This is a genomic window from Salisaeta longa DSM 21114 (assembly GCF_000419585.1).
Classification (GTDB): Bacteria; Bacteroidota; Rhodothermia; order Rhodothermales; family Salinibacteraceae; genus Salisaeta; species Salisaeta longa.
The window spans coordinates 1,909,041-1,932,153 of sequence record NZ_ATTH01000001.1; the positions used below are offsets into that span (position 1 = coordinate 1,909,041).

At 65.1% G+C, this 23,113-nt stretch carries 20 protein-coding genes and 1 CRISPR repeat array; of the genes, 6 read left to right on the top strand and 14 right to left on the bottom strand.

All coding sequences use genetic code 11. From position 1 onward, the window contains the following. Positions 1 to 628 precede the first annotated feature (628 nt). Genes SALLO_RS0107880 through accC form a run of 4 tightly spaced genes read right to left on the bottom strand, consistent with a single transcriptional unit; the run spans position 629 to position 4,415 of the window. Positions 629 to 1,270: an alpha/beta hydrolase gene (locus SALLO_RS0107880; RefSeq protein ID WP_022835766.1), complete on the bottom strand. Its 642-nt coding sequence runs from the start codon at positions 1,268 to 1,270 to the stop codon at positions 629 to 631. Next, positions 1,270 to 1,983 (bottom strand): ribonuclease III, encoded by a 714-nt coding sequence (gene rnc / locus SALLO_RS16055; RefSeq protein ID WP_022835767.1) that lies wholly within the window; start codon positions 1,981 to 1,983, stop codon positions 1,270 to 1,272. Before rnc ends, SALLO_RS0107880 begins: the two co-directional genes overlap by 1 nt. Before the next feature lie 6 nt (positions 1,984 to 1,989). Continuing rightward, on the bottom strand, positions 1,990 to 2,868 hold the full coding sequence (locus SALLO_RS0107890) for a cell division protein FtsX (protein WP_022835768.1): 879 nt from the start codon (positions 2,866 to 2,868) through the stop codon (positions 1,990 to 1,992). A gap of 26 nt (positions 2,869 to 2,894) precedes the next feature. After that, the gene (gene accC, locus SALLO_RS0107895) at positions 2,895 to 4,415 is read right to left on the bottom strand and encodes an acetyl-CoA carboxylase biotin carboxylase subunit (protein WP_022835769.1); all 1,521 of its coding nucleotides are present in this window, start codon (positions 4,413 to 4,415) and stop codon (positions 2,895 to 2,897) included. A gap of 169 nt (positions 4,416 to 4,584) precedes the next feature. Between accC and SALLO_RS0107900 the strand changes: the two genes are divergently transcribed. Further along, a complete protein-coding gene (locus SALLO_RS0107900; protein WP_022835770.1) occupies positions 4,585 to 5,499 on the top strand; it encodes a DnaJ C-terminal domain-containing protein in 915 nt (304 codons plus the stop codon). 5 nt (positions 5,500 to 5,504) lie between these two features. Here the strand turns inward: SALLO_RS0107900 and SALLO_RS0107905 are convergent, their stop codons facing one another. Then, positions 5,505 to 7,298, bottom strand: coding sequence for an ABC transporter ATP-binding protein (locus tag SALLO_RS0107905; protein WP_022835771.1), 1,794 nt, complete (start codon positions 7,296 to 7,298; stop codon positions 5,505 to 5,507). Positions 7,299 to 7,385: 87 nt separating this feature from the next. Between SALLO_RS0107905 and SALLO_RS0107910 the strand changes: the two genes are divergently transcribed. Beyond that, entirely contained in the window at positions 7,386 to 8,273 is an 888-nt protein-coding gene (locus SALLO_RS0107910; protein ID WP_022835772.1) for a hypothetical protein, read from the top strand. A gap of 161 nt (positions 8,274 to 8,434) precedes the next feature. On the opposite strand, the gene SALLO_RS0107915 is transcribed toward SALLO_RS0107910, so the two are convergent. Further along, positions 8,435 to 8,824 (bottom strand): hypothetical protein, encoded by a 390-nt coding sequence (locus SALLO_RS0107915; protein WP_022835773.1) that lies wholly within the window; start codon positions 8,822 to 8,824, stop codon positions 8,435 to 8,437. Between the two features lie 1,398 nt (positions 8,825 to 10,222). After that, a CRISPR array of direct repeats spans positions 10,223 to 10,568; the repeat unit is 37 nt; unit sequence GTCGGAAGTCTTGCCTCCATTCCAAGAGGATTGAAAC. A gap of 435 nt (positions 10,569 to 11,003) precedes the next feature. Between SALLO_RS0107915 and pbpC the strand changes: the two genes are divergently transcribed. Both pbpC and SALLO_RS0107930 read left to right on the top strand, forming a co-directional pair. After that, entirely contained in the window at positions 11,004 to 13,433 is a 2,430-nt protein-coding gene (gene pbpC / locus SALLO_RS16060; RefSeq protein ID WP_084696217.1) for a penicillin-binding protein 1C, read from the top strand. Positions 13,434 to 13,504: 71 nt separating this feature from the next. After that, on the top strand, positions 13,505 to 14,113 hold the full coding sequence (locus SALLO_RS0107930; protein WP_157621337.1) for a hypothetical protein: 609 nt from the start codon (positions 13,505 to 13,507) through the stop codon (positions 14,111 to 14,113). A gap of 100 nt (positions 14,114 to 14,213) precedes the next feature. Here the strand turns inward: SALLO_RS0107930 and SALLO_RS16065 are convergent, their stop codons facing one another. The 4 genes from SALLO_RS16065 to SALLO_RS0107950 form a co-directional block, all read right to left on the bottom strand. Next, positions 14,214 to 14,405, bottom strand: coding sequence for a hypothetical protein (locus tag SALLO_RS16065; RefSeq protein ID WP_022835776.1), 192 nt, complete (start codon positions 14,403 to 14,405; stop codon positions 14,214 to 14,216). A 276-nt stretch (positions 14,406 to 14,681) separates the two neighbouring features. Next, a complete protein-coding gene (locus SALLO_RS0107940; protein ID WP_022835777.1) occupies positions 14,682 to 16,112 on the bottom strand; it encodes a Na+/H+ antiporter NhaC family protein in 1,431 nt (476 codons plus the stop codon). 78 nt (positions 16,113 to 16,190) lie between these two features. Then, positions 16,191 to 16,781: a thioredoxin family protein gene (locus SALLO_RS0107945; RefSeq protein ID WP_028567038.1), complete on the bottom strand. Its 591-nt coding sequence runs from the start codon at positions 16,779 to 16,781 to the stop codon at positions 16,191 to 16,193. A gap of 54 nt (positions 16,782 to 16,835) precedes the next feature. Beyond that, positions 16,836 to 17,222 carry a DUF2237 family protein gene (locus SALLO_RS0107950; RefSeq protein ID WP_022835779.1) on the bottom strand — a complete coding sequence of 129 codons (387 nt, stop codon included), beginning with the start codon at positions 17,220 to 17,222 and terminating at the stop codon, positions 16,836 to 16,838. A 188-nt stretch (positions 17,223 to 17,410) separates the two neighbouring features. On the opposite strand from SALLO_RS0107950, the gene SALLO_RS0107955 reads away from it, so the two are divergent. Beyond that, a complete protein-coding gene (locus tag SALLO_RS0107955) occupies positions 17,411 to 18,415 on the top strand; it encodes an alcohol dehydrogenase (protein ID WP_022835780.1) in 1,005 nt (334 codons plus the stop codon). On the opposite strand, the gene SALLO_RS0107960 is transcribed toward SALLO_RS0107955, so the two are convergent. Both SALLO_RS0107960 and SALLO_RS0107965 read right to left on the bottom strand, forming a co-directional pair. Beyond that, positions 18,375 to 18,899 carry a DUF2085 domain-containing protein gene (locus tag SALLO_RS0107960; protein ID WP_022835781.1) on the bottom strand — a complete coding sequence of 175 codons (525 nt, stop codon included), beginning with the start codon at positions 18,897 to 18,899 and terminating at the stop codon, positions 18,375 to 18,377. The genes SALLO_RS0107955 and SALLO_RS0107960 overlap by 41 nt on opposite strands. 272 nt (positions 18,900 to 19,171) lie before the next feature. After that, the gene (locus tag SALLO_RS0107965) at positions 19,172 to 19,645 is read right to left on the bottom strand and encodes a DUF4168 domain-containing protein (protein ID WP_022835782.1); all 474 of its coding nucleotides are present in this window, start codon (positions 19,643 to 19,645) and stop codon (positions 19,172 to 19,174) included. A gap of 157 nt (positions 19,646 to 19,802) precedes the next feature. Here SALLO_RS0107965 and SALLO_RS16070 point away from each other — a divergent pair, with 157 nt between their 5' ends. Then, positions 19,803 to 20,492, top strand: a complete 690-nt coding sequence (locus SALLO_RS16070) for a TVP38/TMEM64 family protein (RefSeq protein ID WP_051141336.1) — start codon at positions 19,803 to 19,805, stop codon at positions 20,490 to 20,492. Here SALLO_RS16070 and SALLO_RS0107975 read toward each other — a convergent pair. Together SALLO_RS0107975 and SALLO_RS0107980 are read right to left on the bottom strand one after the other, a co-directional pair. Then, the gene (locus tag SALLO_RS0107975) at positions 20,489 to 21,814 is read right to left on the bottom strand and encodes a glycosyltransferase (protein ID WP_022835784.1); all 1,326 of its coding nucleotides are present in this window, start codon (positions 21,812 to 21,814) and stop codon (positions 20,489 to 20,491) included. The genes SALLO_RS16070 and SALLO_RS0107975 overlap by 4 nt on opposite strands. A gap of 43 nt (positions 21,815 to 21,857) precedes the next feature. Continuing rightward, entirely contained in the window at positions 21,858 to 23,108 is a 1,251-nt protein-coding gene (locus tag SALLO_RS0107980; protein ID WP_022835785.1) for a cation:proton antiporter, read from the bottom strand. Between the last annotated feature and the right edge of the window lie 5 nt (positions 23,109 to 23,113).

Genomic DNA, 23,113 nt, shown 5'->3' on the forward strand with positions numbered 1-23,113 from the left:
AATCGCGTCAATCTTGCTGGTTCGCGCTGACGCCGCTCAAGAGAGGTTTGCAAAGTGACGACGACATGCCTCGGAAGCAGGAGCCGACGTTGAATCGCTCAGGGCGGATTCACGATGACGCATGCAATGGTTCCGTCCGTACGTCTCGCTGATTGCAATGTGTGGCGGGTTTTTGCTCGCTTGTGGAGATTGCTCCTGCGGGATGACCTAAAGGCCTCACTTCCAGCATGACCTTCGGCCTCCCCTCCGGGATAACCTAAAGGCCTCCGCGCTCACTCCGTTCGCTCGCAATGACAAGAGGGGTGAAATGCAGGGATGATACGTGAATGGTTCAGATGGCTCTTCCGGTGGGCTTGACCAACTGCACGCCCAACGCACAAAAAAGCAGCGTCCTCCTTGTCATCGCGAGGAACGACCGTAGGGAGTGACGTGGCGATCTCCATGTATGGGCAGGAGCGCCCCATTGCGGAGATTGCACCAAAGGCCCCCTTTCCGAAGATGTCCAGGGCCGTTGCATTAATCGTGCATATTCGTGCTACCGCCATTCAAGAGTGATCTGCAAGGCGACGACAACATGTCCCGGAAACAAGGGCCATCTTTGAAGCGCACAGGGCGGATTCACGACCACTCATGCGATCGTCCTGGCCAGCCGCCGGAGCGTGGCGCCGTTTAGGGCGTGGCCGCCGTCGAAGCGATGCGTGGTAAACGGGACGCCGGCCGCGCGCAGACGGTCGCCGGCTTCTTGCCAGCGGCTGGGCGTGACGTACGGGTCCTCGCGGCCCGCGATGAGCGTGAGGCGCATGCCGGCCAGGGCCGCGCGGTGCGCATCCACGTCCAGGTCATGCGCGACGGTGCCGCCCCACAGCATCAGGCGGTCCACCGGCGGCGCGCCGTGCACGGCCCAACGGCTCGCGGTGGCCGCGCCTTGCGAGAAGCCCAGCACATGCAGCGCGGGCGGCGGTCCGATGTGGGCCACCAGGGCATCCAGGTAGCCGATGTAGTCCGCAATTTCGTGGGTACGATCGGCCTTTGTCATCCACGACGCCCCCACGCGGTTGTGCTCGGTGAGGGCGTCGGTGTAAAAGCGGGAGAGCGCCTCCGGAGCGATGAGCGCGCGCTGTGGGGTGGCAATGGGGGCAAACGCTTCCAAGAAGGACTTGGCGCGTTGGCCGTAGCCGTGCAGCACGATCCACCATTCCGATGCGTCGGCCGGCGTGCCCCACACGTGGTAGCGGGCGGTGCGCGCAACCTGCAGGTGGTGCGTATCCATCACGTGTCGTCGGTTAGGGTGCGAAGGGCCGCGCGGGCCGCGCGCTGTTCGGCCTGTTTTTTACTTCCGGCGGTGCCCGTGCCCCGCACCGCGCCGTCGATGCGCACCTCGACCGTAAAGGTGAGGTCGTGGCTCGGCCCCTGCGTGGCCTTCAGCGTGTAGGTAGGCAGCGGCTGCCCCTGCGCCTGCAGGTGCTCTTGCAGCGCGCTCTTGTAGTTGGTCGCGCGCCGGGTGAGGGCGTCCCAGTCGACCGTTGCCAGCAGGCGCGTTTGCACGAACTGCTCGGTGGCCGCAAAGCCCTGATCGAGGTACAGCGCGCCCACCAGCGCCTCGAAGGCATCGGCCAGCACCGCGTCGCTCTCGCGCACGCCGCCCGCTTCCGCATTCGCGCTCACGCGCAGCAGCGCCCCAAGGTTGAGGCGCCGGGCGTACTGCGCGAGCGCCGTTCCGCTGACGAGCTTCGCCCGCATGCGCGTGAGGAAGCCTTCGGTTCGCTCCGGAAAGCGATGGTAGAGCGCCTCCCCTACAATGACGTCGAGCAGCGCGTCGCCCAAAAACTCCAGGCGCTCGTTCGAGGCGGTAGCATCGGCCTGGGCGGCCCCGCGCAGCACCGATCGGTGCGTGAGGGCGCGGCGGTAGAGCGCGCGGTTCGATGGCGCGCATCCCAGCACGTCGCGGAGGGCCTCAACGTCAATAGCGGGCGGTTGGCTCATGGCGCGTCAATGCACGTGGATGGTTCGGATGAAGCGGCGCACGGCAATCCACGAGCCCAGCCAGCCCAGCACCACCCCGGTGGTTACTACGCCGCCCACCAGCACCCACAGCGTGCGCGGATCGGCGGCCGCGGCAAGCTGTGGCAGGTACGTAAGCAGCAGCCGGTAGCACCCGCCCACAATGCCTGCCGCGATGCTTCCGGCGATGAGGCCCTGCAGCACCCCTTCCACCAAAAACGGCCGACGGATGAACGCGTCGGTGGCGCCAACCAGCTTCATGGTGCGAATGAGGAGCCGCCGCGCGTAGATGGTGAGCCGAATGGTGTTAGCGACCAAGAAGATAGCAGCCAGCACCACGATGAGTCCGAGGACGATGATGCCTGTGGTTACGAGCCGCAGGTTCGACTGCACCTTAACCAGCAGCGGCTGATTGAACACGACGTCGTCTACGTGCTGCCAGATGCGCACGCGGCCCGCGAGTTGTCCGAGGCTGTCGGGATGCACATAGGCGGGCTTTAGGTACAGCCGCACCGACGCCGGCAGAAACGGCGTGTCTGCAAAAATGTCACTTCCCTCGCCAAATTCGCGCTGAAAAATTTGCTGCGCCTCCTGCTGCGACACGAAGGTGGTGGAGTCAATAGCCGTCAGGGTTTGCAGGCGGGCATGCAGCGCGTAGGCCTGCGTCTGGCTCGCGTCCTCCTCCACGAACACCTCCATCACGCCCACGCGCTGGCGCATCCAGGCCGAGAGGCGCTGCGCTTCGAGGCCCACCAACCCAAAGAGGCCAATGAGCACAAGCGCGACCGTCATGGCACTGGTCGACGCAAACGCCGCAAACTTGGCGCGGCGGAAGCTGGCAAGTCCTTCGCGAAGGGCGTACAGCACGGGAGCACAGCGTTAGGAGAGGGAGGCTACAGGCGGCGGCGCTGGCGCCAGGCCGAGGCGCGCGCCGGCGAGGCGCCGTTGGGGGCAAGCGACGGGTCGTCTGCGGTGGTCTCGGCGTAGTACAGCGTCGCCGCGATGGCCGCGAGGCGGTCGCGGGCCGCGCTGTCTACGTGCAGCGCCTCGGGCGTAAAGTGGTCGTCCACGAAGTGGGTTGAGAAGGTGCCCGTGCGGAAGGCCTCGTGCTGCATGGCAAAGCGGCAGAAGGGGATGGTGGTCGTCACGCCCGCCACCTCGTACTCGTCGAGCGCCCGCACCATCCGGTCGATGGCGCCCTGGCGCGTGGGGGCCCAGGTGGTGAGCTTCGAGATCATCGGATCGTAGTGGATGAGCACCTCGCCGCCCTCCTCCACGCCCGCATCCACGCGCACGCCCAGGCCCGACGGCGGCGCATGGCGCGTCAGCGGCCCCGGGTCGGGCAGAAACCCCGCGGCCGGGTCTTCGGCATACACGCGGCTCTCGATGGCATGCCCGTTCATCGTCAGCTCGTCCTGCGAAAACGAGAGCGGCGCCCCCTGCGCCACGCGCAGCTGCTCGGCCACCAGGTCGATGCCCGTAATCCACTCCGTCACCGGATGCTCCACCTGCAGCCGCGTGTTCATCTCCATAAAGTAGAAGTTGAGATCGGCGTCCACCAGAAATTCGACGGTACCGGCGTTCACGTAGTCGACCGCCTCGGCCGCCGCAATGGCCGCTGCGCCCATCTCGGCGCGCACCTCGGGCGTAAGCACCGACGACGGCGCCTCCTCGATCACCTTTTGGTGGCGGCGCTGAATGGAGCACTCGCGCTCAAACAGGTGCACGGTGTTGCCGTGCGCGTCGGCCACAATCTGGAACTCGATGTGGCGGGGCTGCTGGATGTACTTCTCGATAAACACGCGGCCGTCGCCAAACGCGCCCTCCGCCTCCGACTGCGCCATCTCCATCGCCCGCGCAAAATTGTCGGGGCTGTGCACAATGCGCATGCCCTTGCCGCCCCCGCCCGCGGCCGCTTTAATCAGCACCGGGTAGCCGATGTCTTCAGCCACGGCCGCGCCTTCGGTGGCATCCGCCACGGCATCGGTGGTACCCGGCGCCATTGGCACACCGGCCTGCTGCATGAGCTCGCGGGCCGCCGTTTTGTCGCCCATGGCCCGAATTGCCTCGGGCGACGGCCCAATGAACCGCACACCCGCCGCGGCGCACGCCGCCGCAAAGTCGGCATTTTCCGAGAGGAAGCCGTAGCCCGGATGAATGGCATCGGCGCCGCTCTGCCGGGCCACGCCCAGGATTTTCTCCTGATCGAGATACGAGGCATTAGCCTCGGCCGGCCCAATGGCGTAGGCCTCATCGGCCAGCCGCACGTGGGGCGCGCGGCGGTCGGGGGCGCTGTACACCGCCACCGTGGCCAGCCCCATCTCCTGACACGTGCGCATGACGCGTACGGCAATCTCGCCGCGGTTGGCAATCAGCACTTTATTGATAGGCTCGGGGAGCGAAGCGTCCGTCATTTCGTCTGGATCTTACGTCGTGGCATGAATTATGTAACTACGGCTGTATGCGGCGTATGCAGCCGATGGCCCACCTGTTGCGGCCCTGGGCTGCCCAATCGTCGCATGTATCCTGCCATGGCAGGATGTGTTCACCTGCGCTGCTCATTGAAGGCGTGTCGCACCCGATATGCCGCAAACAAAAGACTACTACGACATTCTGGGCGTCAGTGAAGACGCAAGCGCCCGCGAGATCAAGAAAGCATACCGCACACTCGCACGCAAGCACCATCCGGACCGCAACCCCGACAATACGAATGCGGAGGAGCGCTTCAAAGAAATTCAAGAAGCCTACGCGGTGCTTTCGGACGAGGAGAAGCGGCGCCAGTACGACACCCAGCGGAAGTTTGGTGGCGCGGGCGGCTTTGGCAACGGCGGCTTCGGGGGCCGCGGGGGCCCGGAGGTGCGCTTTAACCAGGACGACTTCTTTGGCGGCCGGGGGGGCGCGCCCGGCGGGCTGGGCGACATCTTTGAGAGCTTCTTCGGCGCGCGCCAGCAAAATCGCGGCGGCGGCCCCTTCCAGCAGCGCCAGCGCGGGCAACAACGCGGGCAAGACGTAGAGACGCGCCTGCGCCTGTCGTTTCAAGAGGCGCTGCGCGGCGGCCGCAAGCAAGTGGAGCTGCCCACCGGCGAGACCGTGCGCATCAACGTGCCCAAGGGCGTGCGCAACGGCTTCAAGATTCGCCTGCGCGGACGCGGCCAACGCGGCCCCTCCGGCCAGCGCGGCGACCTGTACGTCACCTTCGAGGTGGGCGATCATCCCCAGTTTACCCGGAAGGGCGACGACGTGTATCACACGGCGTCCATCTCGGCCTTCGACGCGCTCCTGGGCACCGAGGCGCGCATCCCCACGCCGTACGGCCAGCACATCAAGGTAAACATTCCGGCCGGCACGCAGCCCGGCGAGAAGCTTCGCCTGAGGGGGCAAGGCATCCAGACCGAAGATAGCACCGGCGACTTGTACGTGGAGGTCGACGTCCGCATCCCCACATCGCTCTCCGAGGCGCAACGCGAACACATACAGGCCGCGGCCGACGCGGCGTAAGGCCGTTAGGCTGCAAGGTCGAATTGATGCGCGGCCAGCGTGCGGTACAGGCCGTCTTGGGCCGCCAGCGTGCGATGGGTGCCGGTTTGCACGATGCGCCCTTCGTCCATCACCACGAGGCGGTCGGCATCTTGCACGGTGGAGAGGCGGTGCGCAATGATGAAGGTGGTGCGGTGCTCCATCAGGCGCGCCAGCGCTTCTTGCACGAGGGCCTCCGAGGTCGAGTCGAGCGAGGAGGTGGCTTCGTCGAGCAGGAGCAGCGGTGCATCCCGCAACAGGGCCCGCGCAATGGCGATGCGTTGCCGCTGGCCGCCCGAGAGCTTTACGCCGCGCTCGCCCACTGCCGCGTCGTAGCCCGCCGGCAGGGCCCGGATGAAATCGTGCGCGTTGGCCGCGCGCGCTGCCCGCTCCACCGCCGCATCGGAGGCCTCCAGCCGCCCGTAGCGGATGTTTGCGCGGATGCTTGCGTTGAACAGGTGGATGTCTTGCGACACCATCGCGATGTGCTGCCGCAGGCTCTGCCGCGTGACGGTGCGCACATCGTAGCCGTCGATGCACACGCGCCCGGCCTGCGGGTCGTACAGCCGGGGGATGAGGCTGAGGAGCGTCGTTTTGCCGGCGCCACTCGGCCCAACCAGCGCGAGCGTCGTGCCGGGGGCCACCTCCAGGGTGATGTCTCGCAGCACCGGCTGCTCGGGTGCGTACCCAAACGTCACGTTCTCAAACCGCACGGCGCCGCGCACATGCGTGAGGACCTCGGCATCCGGCGCCTCGGTGATGGCGGGCGCGGTGTCCAGCAACCCAAACAGCCGCTCGGTGGCGCCGGCCGCGCTGTTGAACGTCGTGTAGAGCCGCGAAAGACCGCCCACGCTGCGCGCAATGTTGAAGGCGTAGAAGATAAATGCCACCAGGTCGCCGGCCGTCAGGCGTCCGTTCAGCACCTCGGTGCCGCCGTACCAGAAGATGGCCACCAGCGCCCCAAAGAACAGCAGCCCCACGCCCGCGCTAAACGCTGAGGAGAGCAGCACCCGACGCCGGGCTTCCCCAAACAGCTCGTCTACCGCCGTATTGTAACGCTCTACCTCGTGCGCATCGCGGCCAAATGCCTTCACCATGCGGATGGCCGCCAGCGCCTCCTCCGCGATGGCCGTGGTATCTGCGAGGCGGTCCTGAATGCGCCGGGCCAGCGCGCGAATCTTCCGGCCGAAATAGATGGCGAGGCCCGTCACCAACGGCACCACCACGAAGATGATGAGGCTCAGGCGCCAGTTGAGCACCACCATGAGCACCACCGAGCCCACGAGCGAGAGCGACTGCGTAAGGAGCTCGGCCAGGGCCTGCGTCACGGCATCGCGCACCGCGCCCACGTCGTTGGTCAGGCGCGAGGTGAGGTCGCCGGTGCGGTGATTGGCGAAAAAGCGGAGATCGAGGCGGTGCAGGTGCCGGTACACCCGCTGCCGCAAGTCGGCCACGACGCGCTCGCCTACCCACGCGAGGTTGTAGTTGCCGCCAAACGAGAGCAGCGCCTGCGCCAGGAAGAGCACCACAAGCCCCAGCGTAAGCCGGTTGAGCAGCGCCCGGTTGCCCTCCTGGAAGACGGCGTTCAGCAAGGCCCGCAGCCCCAGCGGCACCGCCAGGGCTACCAACGAACCCACCGCTACCAGCGCGAGCGCCGCGTAGAGCCGTCCCCGGTACGGGCGACTCAGTTGAAAGATGCGCCGAAGCGCTGTCAACAGACGCTGGGGCCTGAGCCCTTGACTATCGGACGTCTCACGTGTGGCTGCGGCAGATGAATCCATAACGTGACATCGCGTTCGGAGCGCATAGGCAGTGCCATTCGTAGACAATCCCTAACGCGCCTCTTTTCGTGAAGCTTCACCAGGCTGATGCTAACGTCGTGGATTAACGCCCTGTTCGATGCCATCGAGCATACGTGGAGCGCTCCCGTGGGGCGGCGCTGGGTGACCAACGTCATGATTGGGAGCTTCTTCGCGGCCCTCATTGGCATCGAGCTGCAACGCCAGGGCCTGTGGCCGGCCGGGCTCCCACAGCTTCCCACCAGCCACTTCTATGCCATCGACGTCGCCTTTACGCTCTACCTGATCGTCGAAATTGTAGAGCTGGTGCTGGGCCTGGCCGACTCGGTGGCCGGGTCGCTGGGCAAGCAGTTTGAAGTGTTTTCGCTGATTCTCCTGCGCGAGTCGTTCAAGGAGCTGATTCACTTCAGCGAACCCATCCGGTGGACGTTTGAAAACACCGAAGCGCGCGATGCGGTGTTGCTCCTCATGACCGATGCAAGCGGCGCCCTCGTCATTTTCGCACTGGTGGGCGCGTACTACCGGCTCCAGAAGCATCGCCGCATCACACCGTCGCCCGCTGCAGAGCGCCAGTTTGTAACAGCCAAAAAGGGCCTGGCGCTTATGCTGCTTCTGACGCTCACGGGCCTCTGCGTGGGCACCATCGTGAGCGTGGCCCTTGGGCAAGCGCCCATCCCGGTCTTCGATGACTTCTACACGGTGCTCATCTTCAGCGACATCCTGATTGTGCTCATCTCGCTGCGCTACAGCACCACCTACCACGTGGTCTTTCGCAACTCGGGCTTTGCGGCCGCCACCGTCATGATTCGGCTGGCCCTGGCCGGTCCGCGCTACGCAAGCGTGGTGCTAGGCATTGCCGCTGCGTTGTTTGCGGTGGGGCTGGCCGCTTCCTACAACTACGTGGGGCAGTCGGAGCGCACCGCAGAAGATGCGGTGGAGCAGCGCGCCCCTGAGTAGGCGGCGTGAGGCTGGTTGGAACCCCTCCGCGGACTACGCCCGGTTGGACAGCCGCTGCTGCGTTGTGCTGCGTCGCGGTAGTCCCGCTACAGCTGCTTCGAACGCCGTGCACCTACGGCTTCCCCACGGGCTCGCGCTCGCGTTGATTTTTCAAACCCAGCCTAGTCTTCCGTTTCGCCCCGCTCGCGGGCCATCAGGTAATCCTCGATGCTGCCCACCACGATGCGGGTTTCCTCGTCGACCTCCACATCCTTCACGTCGCCCGCCCGAATCAGCTTCTTGATCTTCTTCCGATCGATCTGCTTCAGGATTTGGCGGGCGTCGGTGCGGCTCACCACGTCCTCACGGTAATCGGCCGCAAACGAAACCAGGTAGTCCTTGGCCTGGTCCGTAATCTTGATCATCCGAATCTCTTCGTTGTTCTCATTGAGCGTCCAGTACAACTCGGCATCAATGAGGTGACGATCAATCCACCGGGCGATGGTCTGGCGCGAGAGCTGCACCTCCTCAGACAAGTCGTCAAGCGGGATCGCTTTGGCTGTAGCCGGCATAGAGACTGTAAGACGTATGTGTTGAATACGATTGGGGGTGCTGCAAATAGCTGTAGGATAACTGCGAAAGCGTCATTTTGTTTCTTTCGCGCGCCGCCGCGGCCTACGGCAGCGCAAGCGCAAATGCCTTGGAGTGCACCGGAGGGCGCTTTTTTGCGCTGCGCGTGCAGAGGGGCACACCAGCCCGAACAGTCACTTGAACTAAGCTCCGCACCATTTGCCTCCCCCAGCTTACCAGCCGCTCCCCCTCTTACGGGGAACATACCCGGCAGGAAGAGGGGACCATCACGTCGTTCGGCAGCGGGAACTGCTGGGGCGTCCCGGAAGGTGCAATTTCCGCAATGGGGCGTTCTTCTTCATACGGGGAGATTGCCAGGTCATTCGCATGCGCTCATTCCTCGCAATGACAAGGGAGGAATTTGCTGCTTTGATGCGTTGGGCGTGCAGATGGGCAGACCACCCCGAACGGCCATCTGAACCATCAACGCTCTATTTTTCATCAACCACTATTGTCATTGCGAGCGAACGCAGTGAGCGTGGCAATCTCCGCAACAAGGCGTTTCTGCCTGTACACGGAGATCGCCACGTTGCTCACTGCCGCTCGCGCCTCGCGATGACACATCAGTTTTTGCTGCTTTGACACGTTGGGCGTGCATATGGGCACACCACCCCGGACGGCCATTTGAACCATCAACGCTCCATTTTTCATCAACCACTGTTGTCATTGCGAGGAGCGGAGCGACGTGGCAATCTCCGCAGTGGAGCGTTACGCTCCGTACATGGAGATCTCACCACAGGCATGACCTCCGGCCCCATCATAGATATGACCTTCGGCCCCCGCGTTATTCCCTCTGGTCGTTCCTCGCGATGACATATTGCTTTTTGCTGCTCTGTTGCGTTGCGCGTGCAGATGGGCGAACCACCCCAAACGGCCATCTGAACTATCAACGCTTCATCTTTCATCAACCATTGTTGTCATTGCGAGGAGCGGAGCGACGTGGGGGCCCTTGGGTCATGCTTGAAAGCGCAATCTCCCCAGCCGGGCAACCCTCCGCGCTAGCCCACCGCAAAAAAAGCGGGCCGCGGCACTTGACATTCTCCAGCCGCTTATATACCCTGCAATTGCGTGAGGTTGAAATCAGTGCTACGTCATTGAATTCAACGCGCGCTGCAGACCTAAAATGTCCGCTCAAGGCGGGGGGTCTGCGGCACACGCATAAGATGTTCTTTTACATAGGGTTGCGCAAAATGCCTTCACGATGGCTTCACCAAAAGCCATGAAGCAAGCGCATGCTAGCACAGGGTCTGCAGAAATGACGCCTCCGTGCTACGACCAACGGCCTGCAGCGGCCGCAACCGCTGCCTTTCGCACCGGTATTCACCTCTCCTTCAGGTACCGTCGGAAGTCTTGCCTCCATTCCAAGAGGATTGAAACGTATAACTCATGTCCTTCTTTAAACGCAAGTCTTTCTGCTTGTCGGAAGTCTTGCCTCCATTCCAAGAGGATTGAAACGCCTCGACGACCGCCAAGACGTTTCCGTCTTGACCCTCGTCGGAAGTCTTGCCTCCATTCCAAGAGGATTGAAACAGGTTGGAATCTAATCCGACCTGCGGAAGATCAAGAGCCTGTCGGAAGTCTTGCCTCCATTCCAAGAGGATTGAAACACATACGACGGCCCCGGTTTTCTACCTTCCCGTCTCGTCCTGGTCGGAAGTCTTGCCTCCATTCCAAGAGGATTGATGGCTTCCGGCGATGAGGCCTGACCGACGTTTGCGCAGTACCTGTTGTAAATACACAAACGCCTGTCCGCTGCTGCGGGTGGGCGTTTGGTGTTTGGGGGCGAACCGTACGCTCCTGCTGCGCGGGCGTCCTTTGCAATGGGGCGTTCTTCTTCGTACCGGGCGATTTCATCGCAGCTATGGCCTTCCGCCCTAACGGTGGTATGGCCTTCGGCCCCCACGTCCTTCACTTCGCACCAGTGGCATGACCAAGGCCCTTCAGTCCTCGCGATGACAGGAGAGGAGTTTGCTGTTTTGGTGCGCTGCGCGTGCAGTTTGGGCACACCACCCTGAACAGTCCGAGCCATCGACGGATGGTTTCTCTCCTGTCCTGTCAACGGCCGCGCGAATAACACGAAGGATCCGCTGGATTTTGCGCAGCGCCTTTGTTCTCTTGTTCATGACGGTTCCCGATCTACGCGCGGGGGCCGTTGCTGTCGTTCGTTCTTCTGCCTGTGCCGCCATGCGCCTCCGTTCGTCAACGTTTAAGGGATGGGCATGGGTCGTGCTGCTGGGGCTGGCGTCGCTGCTTTGGCCCCTCCCCGATGCCCTCCAGACGCCGCCGGCGCTTACGCTGCACATCACCGCGCGCGACGGCTCGCTCCTGCGCACCGTGCGCCCCCACGGCCGCGGCACGCCGGTAGCGCTGCGCGACGTGCACCCGGCGGTGGTGCAGGCCCTTGTAGCCACCGAGGACGAGCGGTTCTGGTGGCACCCCGGCATCGATCCCCTGGCGCTGCTGCGTGCCGCCTGGACCGACCTCCGCCACGGGGCCATCCTCAGCGGCGGCTCGACCCTCACGATGCAGGTGGCCCGCCTGCTGCGCAACGAGAGGCAGCGCGGCATCGTCGACAAGCTGCTGGAGATGCACCTGGCCCTCCGCCTATCGCTGTGGCTTGACAAGCGAGACGTGCTGGCGCTGTGGCTCAACCGCGTGTCCTTTGGCAACCGGGCCCGCGGCATCGAAGCGGCGGCGCAGCTGTATTTTGGCAAGTCGGCCCGCGACCTGACGCGCGCCGAGGCGGCGTACCTGGTGGGCCTGCCCCAAAGTCCGAGCCGCTACAACCCGTTCCGCCACCCGGCGCGCGCCAAAGAACGGCAGCGGCACGTGCTCCAGTCGATGGTACGCGCCGGCTACTGCTCGGCCGACGCGGCTGCCCGCACGGCTGCACTCCCGCTCGACCTCCAATCGCCCGATCCTTTGTTTCGCGCGCCGCACTTCACGCAGTGGCGCCTGGACCGGCTGCCCGCTGATGCGTCGCTCCGCGAGCTGCGCACCACGCTCGACGCGCACCTGCAGCGCCGCGTGGCGGCTATCGTACAAACGCATGTTGAGCGCCTCGCGCCCTACAACCTCACCAACGCCGCCGCCGTAGTGCTCGAGAATGCATCGGGGGCGATCCGTGCGTATGTGGGCAGCGCGGATTTTTGGAATGCCCGCACGGCCGGTCAAAACGATGGCGTGCGCATGCTGCGGCAGCCGGGCAGCACCATGAAGCCGTTTCTGTATGCGCTGGCGCTCTCGACGCGCCGCTACACGCCCGCCACCATCCTAAAAGACCTGCCGCTGCAGGTGCCCGAAGCGGGGGGCGCGTTTCATCCCGAAAACTACGATCAGCGGTACCACGGGCCCGTTTCGTTGCGCACGGCGCTGGCATCAAGCTACAACGTGCCGGCCGTTCGTGTGGCCCGCGCCCTGGGCCCACCGCGGCTCCTGCATCTGCTGCACCGCTTCGGCTTTGCCTCGCTCCATCGCGCGGCGCGCACCTACGGCGTGGGCCTTACGCTGGGTAATGGCGAGGTGCAACTCCTGGAACTGGCCCGCGCGTACGCCGGCCTGGCCCGAGGCGGCGTGTTGCCCGCTGTGCAGGCCGAGCGCTGGCGCCGCACCCTCTCGGGGGATACGCTCCGCCCCGCCCTGGCGCGGCCCGCGCGTACGGGGCTCTCGCCCGCGGTGGCCTTCCTCATCACCAACATCCTCAAGGACCCCGCGGCCCGCGCGCCCGGATTTGGACGCGGCAGCCCGCTGGAGCTTCCCTTCCCCGTGGCCGTCAAAACCGGCACCTCCAAAGATTACCGCGACAACTGGACGGTGGGCTATACGCCGCGCTACACGGTGGCCGTTTGGGCCGGAAACTTTGACGGAGCGCCCATGCAGCGCGTGAGTGGCGTCGCGGGCGCCGGCCCCATCTTTCACGCCATCATGAAAGCCTTGGGGAGTGGCGGTTCCTTCTCGACGCCCGCTGGCATCGCAACGGCCACCATTTGTCCGGTAAGCGGACAACGCCCGGGCGCGCACTGCCCCACCACCCGCCGGGGCGTCTTTTTGCAGGGCACCACGCCCGCCGACACCTGCACCGTACACCGACGCGTGCCGATTGACGTGCGCACCGGCGTCCGCGCCACCCCGCAGACGCCGCCTCGGTTTGTGGCACGCCGACGGTTTACCGTGCATCCGCCCGCGTTTCATGCCTGGATGCGCCGGCACGGCCATGCGCTGCCGCCCGGCCGCTCCTCACCAAATGGGTTGGAGCCGCCCCGCCCGCGCATCACGTATCCCCCCGACGGCGCCCGCTACTGGATCGACCCCGTGCTGCACGCGGCCCACCAACAGATTCACCTCGCGGGCGTCGTCGACCCCTCGCTGCGCGCGGTGCATTGGACGGTTGACGGGGAACGCCTGGCGACGTCGGGGCCCGCCGCTACGTGGACCCTGCGCCCCGGCCCGCACACCATTCGCCTGCAGGGCCGCACCCCGCGCGGGCACATAGTCGGCAGCGACACGGTGCAGATTCATGTGCGCGGCGGGGCCACCGCCGCTCGCCGCTGATGTCCGGTGCACGCGGCGTGTTGCGCTACAAGACCATGCAACAGACACGCAAACAAATCCATCAGGGGGTCATGCAACACTCCGCTATACGCAGCGCACGCCACACCTTTTTTCTCATGCTCATCGCGGCCATCGGCCTTGTCGGATGCGATTCGGCCCAAGATGAAGCCACCGACCGCATCGGCCCCGGGGGCGACGGCTCGGTCTCGGTTTCAGGAAACGCCAGCAACGTTGTGGGCTTCGACGGCCGCGCCTTCTTCGCAACCGAAGCCGACCTAAACGCCATCGACGAGAGCTCTGGATTTTCGCTCGTCGTGTTCGATGTATCTGCCGAGGACACCCTCCTCGTGGCCTTTGGCCGCGACGCCGCAGGGCTTCCAAGCGAAGGAGACCACACCATTTCGTCAGACCCCACCGACCAGCAGTTTATCGGTCTGTACTACCACGGCACCGCCGCAACCAGCACATTAGCAGGGTCCCAAAGCGGCACCATGTCGTTCACGCGTATCGGCAGCGACGAGGTCGAAGGGTCATTTTCGTTTGATGGACAGGCCTTCGACCTACGCAACTTTTCCGGCCAGCCGGAAGCGATGTCTGCTGAAGGCACGTTTACCGCAGAGCGGGTGACAGAAGAGGACGTACGGGAACTCCAAGACCTGTTTGGCGACATTGGCTCGTGAGCCCGCCGCTGACGAGCGCGCGCCGGACGACCGGCACGCGTTTCAAGCGTTCTAACGCACCAAACCCTTCGCTCGGGCTTTCCAAGCGGAGGGTTTGGGCTTAGTATTCGTCGTCAAGGTAGTAATCGTCGAAGTCCTCGTCGAGGTCATCGTACGAGTAGTCGTCGTCGAAGTAGGGATCTTCCTCGTCGTAGAAGTCATCCTCGGCGGTATCGCCAAAGTACTCGTCTTCCATGAACGGATCGTCGGCGAAGAGAGGCTCTTCGGCAAATTCTGGATCGTCGTAGAACATGATCGTCTGGGGTGTTTGGGGCAATTAAGGGGCTGTGCGAAACGATGCGCACTGTTTTTCCGATCGACGCCGGGGCCTCCAGCGGAGTTCCGCTGCCTGCGCGTTCGCCGCAATGGGGCGCACGTTTCGCCGATGTTTCACGGGAGGAAGCAGCGGCGCGTAGCATCGGCCGGGACGCATCAACATCCGTGTGCGTGCGGCCGTGTGCTTCAGTCGTTGCCCTATGCGCCCACGGAGGTTTGGCGCAAGAGCGGCGTCGCTTCTTGGATGGCGGGGTTACGCCATCAGGTAGCCCGCCACGAGGAACGCGGCCCCCGCGGCGCCCGCCTGACACAAGGCGTACGGCATTTGGGTGCGCACGTGGTCGACGTGGTCGCAGGCCGACGCCATCGACGCGATGATCGACGTATCGGAAAGCGGCGAGGCGTGATCGCCAAACAGCCCGCCCGACAGCACCGCCCCCAGCAGCAGCGGTGGCGGAAGCCCTACGCCCGCAGCCAGCGGAAGCGCCACCGGCACCATCAGCGCAAACGCCGTCCACGAGGAGCCCAGCGTAAACGAGATGACGGCCCCCGCCAGGTAGACGGCCGCTGGGACCCACCACGTAGGCCCGCCGCTGCCCACCAACGAAACCACGTAGGCGCCCATCTGCAGGGCGTCGGCCACATTGCCGAGGGTAAACGCCAGGAGCAAGAGCAGGATCACAGGCACCAGGCCGGAGGCGCCTTTCACGGCCCACTCCATCGAGGTGGATATGGAAAGCGTCGCGGAGCCCCGCGGGAACGGGTGCGGCAGCGCATACAGGCCCATGGCACCGGCCACGGCTACCGCTACGCCCCAGTACACCGCCGTAGAGCCGCTGCCCTGCATGATCGAGCCACCGCCTGTAATCCACAGCCCCAGGAGCACCATGGCAACCAGCAGCCCAAGCGGTGCGATGAGCGCTATGGGCCGCGGGTCTACGTGATCGGGCGGTTCAATGTCGGCCACCGAGGCGTCCACCATGGGCTGACTGCCGGGCCGCGTGAGCTGGCCCGCGGCGGCACGCGCTTCAGCGGTGCGCATCGCCCCAAAGCCGGCCCCGGTGAGGGCCAGCACCAGAGCAAATCCGATCGCGAACCATGCAAAGAAGTTGTACAGGAGCGCCTCGGCCAGCAACGCCACCGCGCCGGTGGTGACGCCCTGCGCCGCAATGAGCCCCAGAACGTACGCGCCCCATCCGTTAAACGGAATCGACATGCACACCGGCGCACACGTGGCATCGCAGTAGTACGCGAGCTTCTCGCGCGGCAGGTTCAGCCGGTCGAAGAAGGGACGGGCAACCGACCCAACGGTGAGCGACGAGAGGTTCGACTCCACAAACACCAGCACGCCGGTGCACCAAGCCAGCAACTCGGCGCTGCGACGCGTTTGCCCCCAGCCGCGGCGCTGCGTCCACGCAATAAAGCCGCGCACCCCGCCAGAAACCTGCACCAGCGCAATCAGGCTGCCCACCAGCAGCGAAAAGAGCAACACGCGCGTGCTGCTCTCCGACTGAAAGACCGCGACAATTTGCGCTGCCATCTCGCGCAGCCCCGCCAGCGGATTGCCGCCCACCAGCAGCGTCGTGCCCAGGTACACCCCCGCTAGCAGGCCCAAAAACACCTGGCGCGTCCACAGCACGAGCACAATGGCCACTACCGGCGGCAGCAAGACAAGCCAGTCCATACAGCGAGGAGATGGGAGCTACGAAGGATTGGGGGGTGAAGCGGTAAGCAGCCCGCGCACGCACGCGCTGGGCCTTGCTTAGGCCGGTGCGTTCCCCGGCGCCCACTTGATGTTGCACCCCATCGAGGGCTTCTGATCGGCAGACACGGTGCCCGTCTCCAGCAAATCGTCGAGCGCCGCCTTCAGGTCGCCGCCGTGCGCTGCGCCGCCGCGCTTGGGCGAGGTCTCGTCGAAGCGCCCGCGGTACACCAGCGTCCGGTCGGCATCGTACACGAAAATGTCGGGCGTGCACACCGCGCCATACGCCTTGGCAACCGCTTGGGTGGGATCGTGGAGGTACGGGAACGAATAGTTGTGCGCCTCGGCCCGCTGCGCCATCGCCTCGAAGTTGTCTTGCGGGTACTGCTCCGGGTCGTTTGAGCAGATGCCAACAAACTGCACCCCACGCGCCTGATAGGAGCGCGCAACGTCGACCAGCGCGTCTTCGATGTGCTGCACATACGGGCAGTGGTTGCACATAAACACGATGACGAGCGCCTCGGCGTCATCAAAATCCGACAGCGCGCGGGTGTCGCCGGCGCGGTCGTCAACCGACGGATTGGCAATAGGGAGTTCGAAGGCCGGGGCCGTCTGCCCCAGCTCTTCCATGATAGATTCCGTGAGAGCCATAACAAGTACGTTGGTTTGGTGAATACGTCGGCGATGAAAGAAAGCCGGGCACTTTCAGCCGTCGCCCGCAGCATTGCGTGCGTGGGCCTTCAGGTCCTCCAGCGCGACCACAGCAAGCGCCCGTTCGTGCGTGGCCGCAAGATCGACCGGCGGCGCCACGCCAGCCTCCAGCGCCTCTTGCCAGCGCGCCGCGCACACGCACCACCGGTCGCCCGGCTGCAGCCCCGGAAAGTTGAACGCGGGCTGCGGGGTGGTCAGGTCGTTGCCCTGCGCCTTCGTAAACGCAAGAAACGCATCGGTCATCTCTGCACATACCACATGCAAGCCGCGATCGGACGGCCCGGTATGGCAGCAGCCGTCGCGATAAAAACCCGTCAGCGGCTCCTCGGAGCATGACGTGAGGGCGGTGCCGAGCACATTACGGGCGGAACGCGCTTCCATGGTATTGGGGGAGATAGTTCGTTTTGCGTTACATGTTATCACACCCACACGGCCGTCACGTGTGCCCCGCGACCCGCCGGCCAAGCCGCACAAACTCGTAACGTGTTTGCGACCCGCGGACCGCCGGCAAATACGCTGCCGTTGGGCTACTGCTTATCAAATGTTCGAACACAAACCCCCAGCGTCTTATGAAAGCTGTTCAAGTAGAAGAAGCCGGTGGCGCGCTCACCGTTGTCGAAAAGCCCATTCCCGATCCGGGGGCGGGCGAGGTGCGCGTGGCCGTGCGTGCCTGTGGCATCTGTCACAGCGATGCGTTTGTAAAGGATGGCACGTATCCAGGCATTCAGTACCCGCGGGTGCCGGGCCACGAAGTAACCGGTGTGGTGGACGCGGTAGGGGACGGCGTCACGCAATGGTCGGAAGGGCAGCGCGTAGGCGTGGGCTGGCACGGCGGCCACTGCTTTACATGCGATGCCTGCCGGGCGGGCGACTTCGTGAACTGCGCGAACGCCAAGGTGACCGGCATCTCGTTCGACGGCGGCTACGCCGAGTACATGGTGGCGCCGGCCGAAGCGGTGGCGGCCCTTCCGGACGCGCTGGCCTTCGACGAAGCCGCGCCGCTGCTGTGCGCGGGCATCACCACCTACAACGCCCTCCGCAATGCCGACCTTTCGCCCGGCGACCTCGTGGCGGTGCAAGGAATTGGCGGCCTCGGGCACCTCGCCGTGCAGTACGCAAGCATGTTCGGCATGGAGGTAGCCGCCCTCTCGCGTGGAACGGACAAAGAGGAGCTGGCCCATGAATTGGGCGCCGACCACTTCATCGACACCACGGCGCACGATCCGAGCGAAGCCCTGCAGGCCCTGGGCGGCGCCCGCGTCATTCTGGCCACAGCGCCCAACAGCAAGGCCATCTCGCAGCTTACCGGCGGCGTAGGACGCGACGGCACGCTGCTCATCGTGGCGGCTACGGGCGAGCCCATCGAAGTCTCGCCGATGGCGCTCATACAGGGACGGCGCAGCGTCAGCGGATGGCCCAGCGGCACGCCGGACGACTCGGAGGACACGCTCGACTTCAGCGCGCTCACCGGCATCGCGCCCGAGATTGAAGTCTACGACCTGGAGGACGCGGCCGACGCGTACGATCGCATGATCAACAACGAGGCGCGCTTTCGGGTGGTGCTGCAGCCCTAGCGGGCGGCGCCAGCACATGCCACACGTAGCTCGACGCTACGCTGCCGAAGATAACACCGGTAGCGTAGCGTCCGAGCATGGTGCCCGGCCACACGCCAACGACCGGCAGCAGCCAGTGGATGCCTAGCAGCGCGCCGCTGCCCAACAGCACCCAGGACGCGCGCCGGGCCCCCAACCGTTGCCATCCGGTGCGTATCCAAGGCGCGATGCAGGCTCCCACGAAGATGCCTGTGTACAGCCCCGTACACCGATCGCACACCGCAAGCTGAACGCCGTGCCAGTGAATGGACCGAGCCGGCAGCTGGTGACACAGCGGGAGGAACACGCGCATAAGCACCGCCTGCACCTCCGGTGCCACAAACGGCGGCAACCACACCGCCACCAGAGGAAGCGCTGTGGCAATCACGCCGCCCAGCCACAGCCATCCCCCGGCGGGCACAATCGCCCACTGGCTTTGCACAATGCGCGACGACGCTTCCTTCATGGGGCGCTCCCTTTCCCTTCGATGCTCGGTATAGTATCGTACCTGCCATGCAGGAGATACGATCCTTCCCTGCTGCCCTTGGTGTCTTGCGGGCGTCGTATGCGCTGGCTAGACCTGCCACACGCAGCCCGACGGCTCACCATCGTCCGCTGAGCGGTTGCGATACGTCACAAGAAAAGCCCTCCGCCGACTTGCAACCGGTGGAGGGCTTCTTTTTGCGATGCCACAAGAACGCTGTCTTACGGGTTTGTGGGCACAGCGGGAGGAGCGCGTTACTGTCCGCCGCCATTACCCCCCATGGGGCCGCCTTGCTTCATCTTGTTCTTCTGCATCTCCTGGATCGTAGTGCGCAGGCGCTTGTCCAGCGTGCTGTCTTGCCGAGCGGCCATCATGATGCTCATGAACCGCTTGCGATCCAGCTGGTCTTCCTTATTCAGGGCCTGCTGCATGCTTTGCATTTGCATGCGGCGCGCCTCCATGCGGGCTTCCTTCATCTTGGTGGAGTCCATCTCCGCGGGGTTGCCGTACTTCTTGCGCAGCTTTTGCATCATCTGCGCACGCGAGGCCTGCAGCTCGGTCACGACGCGCGCGACCGCTTCCAGCTCAGTGCCGCTCACTTCTTCGGCGGGCTTCGGCGGGGTCATGCCGCCCATCTGCGCGTACGCGGTAGGGGCCGTCAGCAGGAGGCCCAGCGCGAAGAGGATAGCGGAGCACGTCGCGCTCGTCTTCAAACGAAAAATATTCATGACGTTATTCGTTAGGCGAAAGAACCGAGCGTAGGGCACAATCGCGCCGAGGCTCGATGAGTAGAAACACGTAGTCACGAAGAACCAATCGTCGCGGATGTTTCACGGGACGCCGTGGGGGACGACCCGCCCGCCTGCTAACTGCTGCAATTTGAAGATGGTAGACCAAACGACGTATGTGCGATGGATGCTTCCGGTCGCGGTTCTCCTTCTTCTGCTGGGTGCGTACCTGGGCCTCTCATCGGTTCAGTCGTTTGTCGACGGAGCCTACGCGGCGCTTGTCAGCGGGCGGCCGGCGCGGGTGGAGGCCTGGGTGCATCGGTGGGGCGCGTGGGGGGCGGCTGCGCTGCTGGCACTCATGCTTTTGCAATCGGTGGTGGCGGTGCTTCCCTCCATCCTCCCGCTGATTGCTGCGGTGTTGCTGTACGGCCCCTGGTGGGGCGGCCTGTTGGCCTGGATGGGCATGCTGCTGGCGGCGGCGCTTGCATACACGCTGGGCGCGCTCCTACAGCCGGTAACGGTGGATGCCCTCGTGGGCGCCGCGGCCCGCGAGCGGATGGAGGGGCTGGTGCGCCGCTACGGCGTGTGGGCCATTGTGACGGCGCGCGTGGCACCGGCGCTCTCCACCGATGCGGTGAGCTACGGTGCGGGCTTGTTGGGCATGTCCTTTCCCCGGTTTCTCGCGGCCACCGGTGGGGGCACGCTGCCGCTGGTTGTGCTGGTGGCCTATCTGGGGGCCTCGGCCGAGCGGCTTGTCAACGGACTGGTATGGGTCTCGGTGGGAAGCATTGCGGCCTTCGGCCTCTACGTGGCCTACGACCAATGGGCGACCGGGGATGCGGCCTAGGCGCTGTCTGTGCGTTCTACAGGGACGATGCCATCGAGCACCGCTGCCATCCGGGCCGCCTGCGCCGTCCGGTTGTGCTGCTGCATGGCGTCCCAGGCCGCGCCGGCTTGCGGCGCGCCTGCGGCCCACGCGTCGTAGTGCGCCTTGATGGCCGCCGTCGCCGCCTCCACGTCGTCCCAGTCTACCATGGTGCCGGCGTGCAGCGTATGCAGCAGCGCGGCTGCGTCGCCGTTGGCGGGGCCTACGCCCAGCACCGGACGCCCGCTGGCCAGGTACTCGTACAGCTTGCTGGTAATCATGCCACGGGCCTGCGCAAACGGCTCAATGGCCAGCAGCAGAAGCGCGCTGCGGGCCATCGCGCGGATGGCCTCCTCGTGCGGGATGAAGGAGCGTTCGTCCAGCAGCGACAGCAGGTTGCGCGCGGCGAGGGCCTGCCGCACGACCGGTGCGACGGTGCCAATGCAACGCAGCGTGAGCTTCGGGATGGCCCCGTCCGCATGGAGGGCAGCGAGGGCATCCCACACCACCGTGGGGTTGCGGCTGGCATACAGCTTGCCGACGTGCGCGAGCACGAATGTGTCGCGCGCCACCGGCTCCTCCAGCGCCGCAAAGGCCGCAGCGTCAAATCCATTTTCGACGACCGCATACGTGCCCGGCACCTTCTGCGCAAACAAGTCGGCCCACGATGGGCTAACGGTGGTTACGGCCGTGGCATTGCGCAGAACGGCGCGCTCTAGCGACGCATCGAGGCGGCGGGCCCAGCGGGTGTGTGGAAAGTCGTCGTAGTAGCTGATGTCAGTCCACGGGTCGTGCAGGTCGGCCACCCAGGGCACGCCGGTACAAGCGTGTAGCGTATGCCCGATGAGATGGACGGAGTGCGGTGCGCCGCTGGTCAGGATGGCATCGAAGCGGCCGGTGCGCAGCAGCTGGCGTCCGCGGCGTACGGCAAAGGGCCACCACCCGACGCGCGCGTCGGGGATGAAGACGTTGGCGCGCACCCAGCGGGCCAGGCGCTCCATGAACGAGCCGCCGTCGCTATCGAGCGCGCCCGCCGGCAGGCCACCCTCGGTTCCTTTGAGCCGCGCGTACAGCGCCAGCGGATCGAACGCCCGCGTGCGGTGGACGGGCAACGACGGCGCGAGGCGTTGCAGCAACTGTGGATCGCGGTTGGGGAAGGCGCCATCGCGCACGGTGAGCACCTCCGGCTGCCATCCCGCACGCGGCAGGTGGTCCGTAAACTGGAGGATACGCTGCACCGCCGGTCCGCCGGCGGGCGGCACGTAGTACGCGATGAGCAGCACACGGCGGGGCGGGGCGTCCATAACGAAGCAGCAGTTGGGTGAAACAAACGATAGAAACGAGCAGCTAGCGTCCGGCCGGCGGCCCCGACGGCTCGGGATCTTCGGCCGGGCCCTCCGGCCCTTCCGGGAGATACAGCTGTAGCAGGAGCGGAACGCCCACCAGCGTAGCCAGCACGATAACGACCACCACGGTGAAGTCGGCCCTCGACAGAACGTTCTGCTGCCACCCTTTTTCTGCGATGATGAGGGGAATGCCGGACCGCGGAAGCAAGCTGATCGAAAAGCGGCGGGCCGTTGTGGCATCCATCAGCTGGCGCGCCGGGAGGTACGCCGCGAGCCCCTGCCCAACCATCAGCGCCGCAAGCAGCGTTGCCGCAAACGGGAGGATTGCAAGCACGGCCCGGCCGTCCACCAACACCCCGATGCCCACATAAAAGAACGGAACGAACAGGTCGTAGAGCGTATCGAACGCCGGGTCGATGTCTGACGCCACCGATTGCCGACTAAACAGCAGACCGGCAAAGAAGCCGCCGAGCGCAATCGGCACATCGGCCAGGGCCGTGAGGCCGCTGACGAGCAGGGCCATGCCCAGCAGCACGAGCAACGTATCGGCACCGGTGTCCAACAAATCGGTGACGAGGGGCGCGACGTAGCGCTCCAAAACGAAGCTGATGACCGTGAGGCCCGCGAGTTTGAGCAGGAGCCCTCCCACCGCATGCGCCGCCGGACTCATCCAATCCACCAGCCGGGGTTCGTTGAGATGCGCGGCCAGCGCCAAGAGCCCCGCAAACCCCACCACGCTCAGCAGGTCGTTCAGCTCGGCCACATCCAGCAGCAGAAACCCTTCCGGCGCGTTCAGGACGCCATGCCGCTGCCACAGCCGCGAGGCCACGCCCACGCTCGTTCCCGCAAGGGCGATGCACAAAAACAAGCTCGACAGCAACGAGCGCCCAAAGCCCAGGGCGGCAATGCCCACCACGAGCATTCCGCCAAAGAGCATGGTGGTGGCCGCAATGGGGAGGGCGCGCGGCAGGCGTTGCCAAAGGGCCACGGCATTGCAGCGCATGCCCACCCGAAAGAGCAGCACGATGATGCCCACGTCGGCCAACAGGTTGAGGCCCTGCCCAACGGCCGGCGACAGCACGCCCGTCCACGTGTTCAGGGCGCGCAGGGCTATGCCCAGGGCCAAGAACGCCAGCAGATCGGGCAAGCCGCGGCGCTCAAGGGCGCGCCGCGCGAGGAGCGACACGATGACGATGCCGCCGACCAACAGCAGGAGCCGTCCGTTGGAGGCAAACCATACAGCGTACGGCATAACAT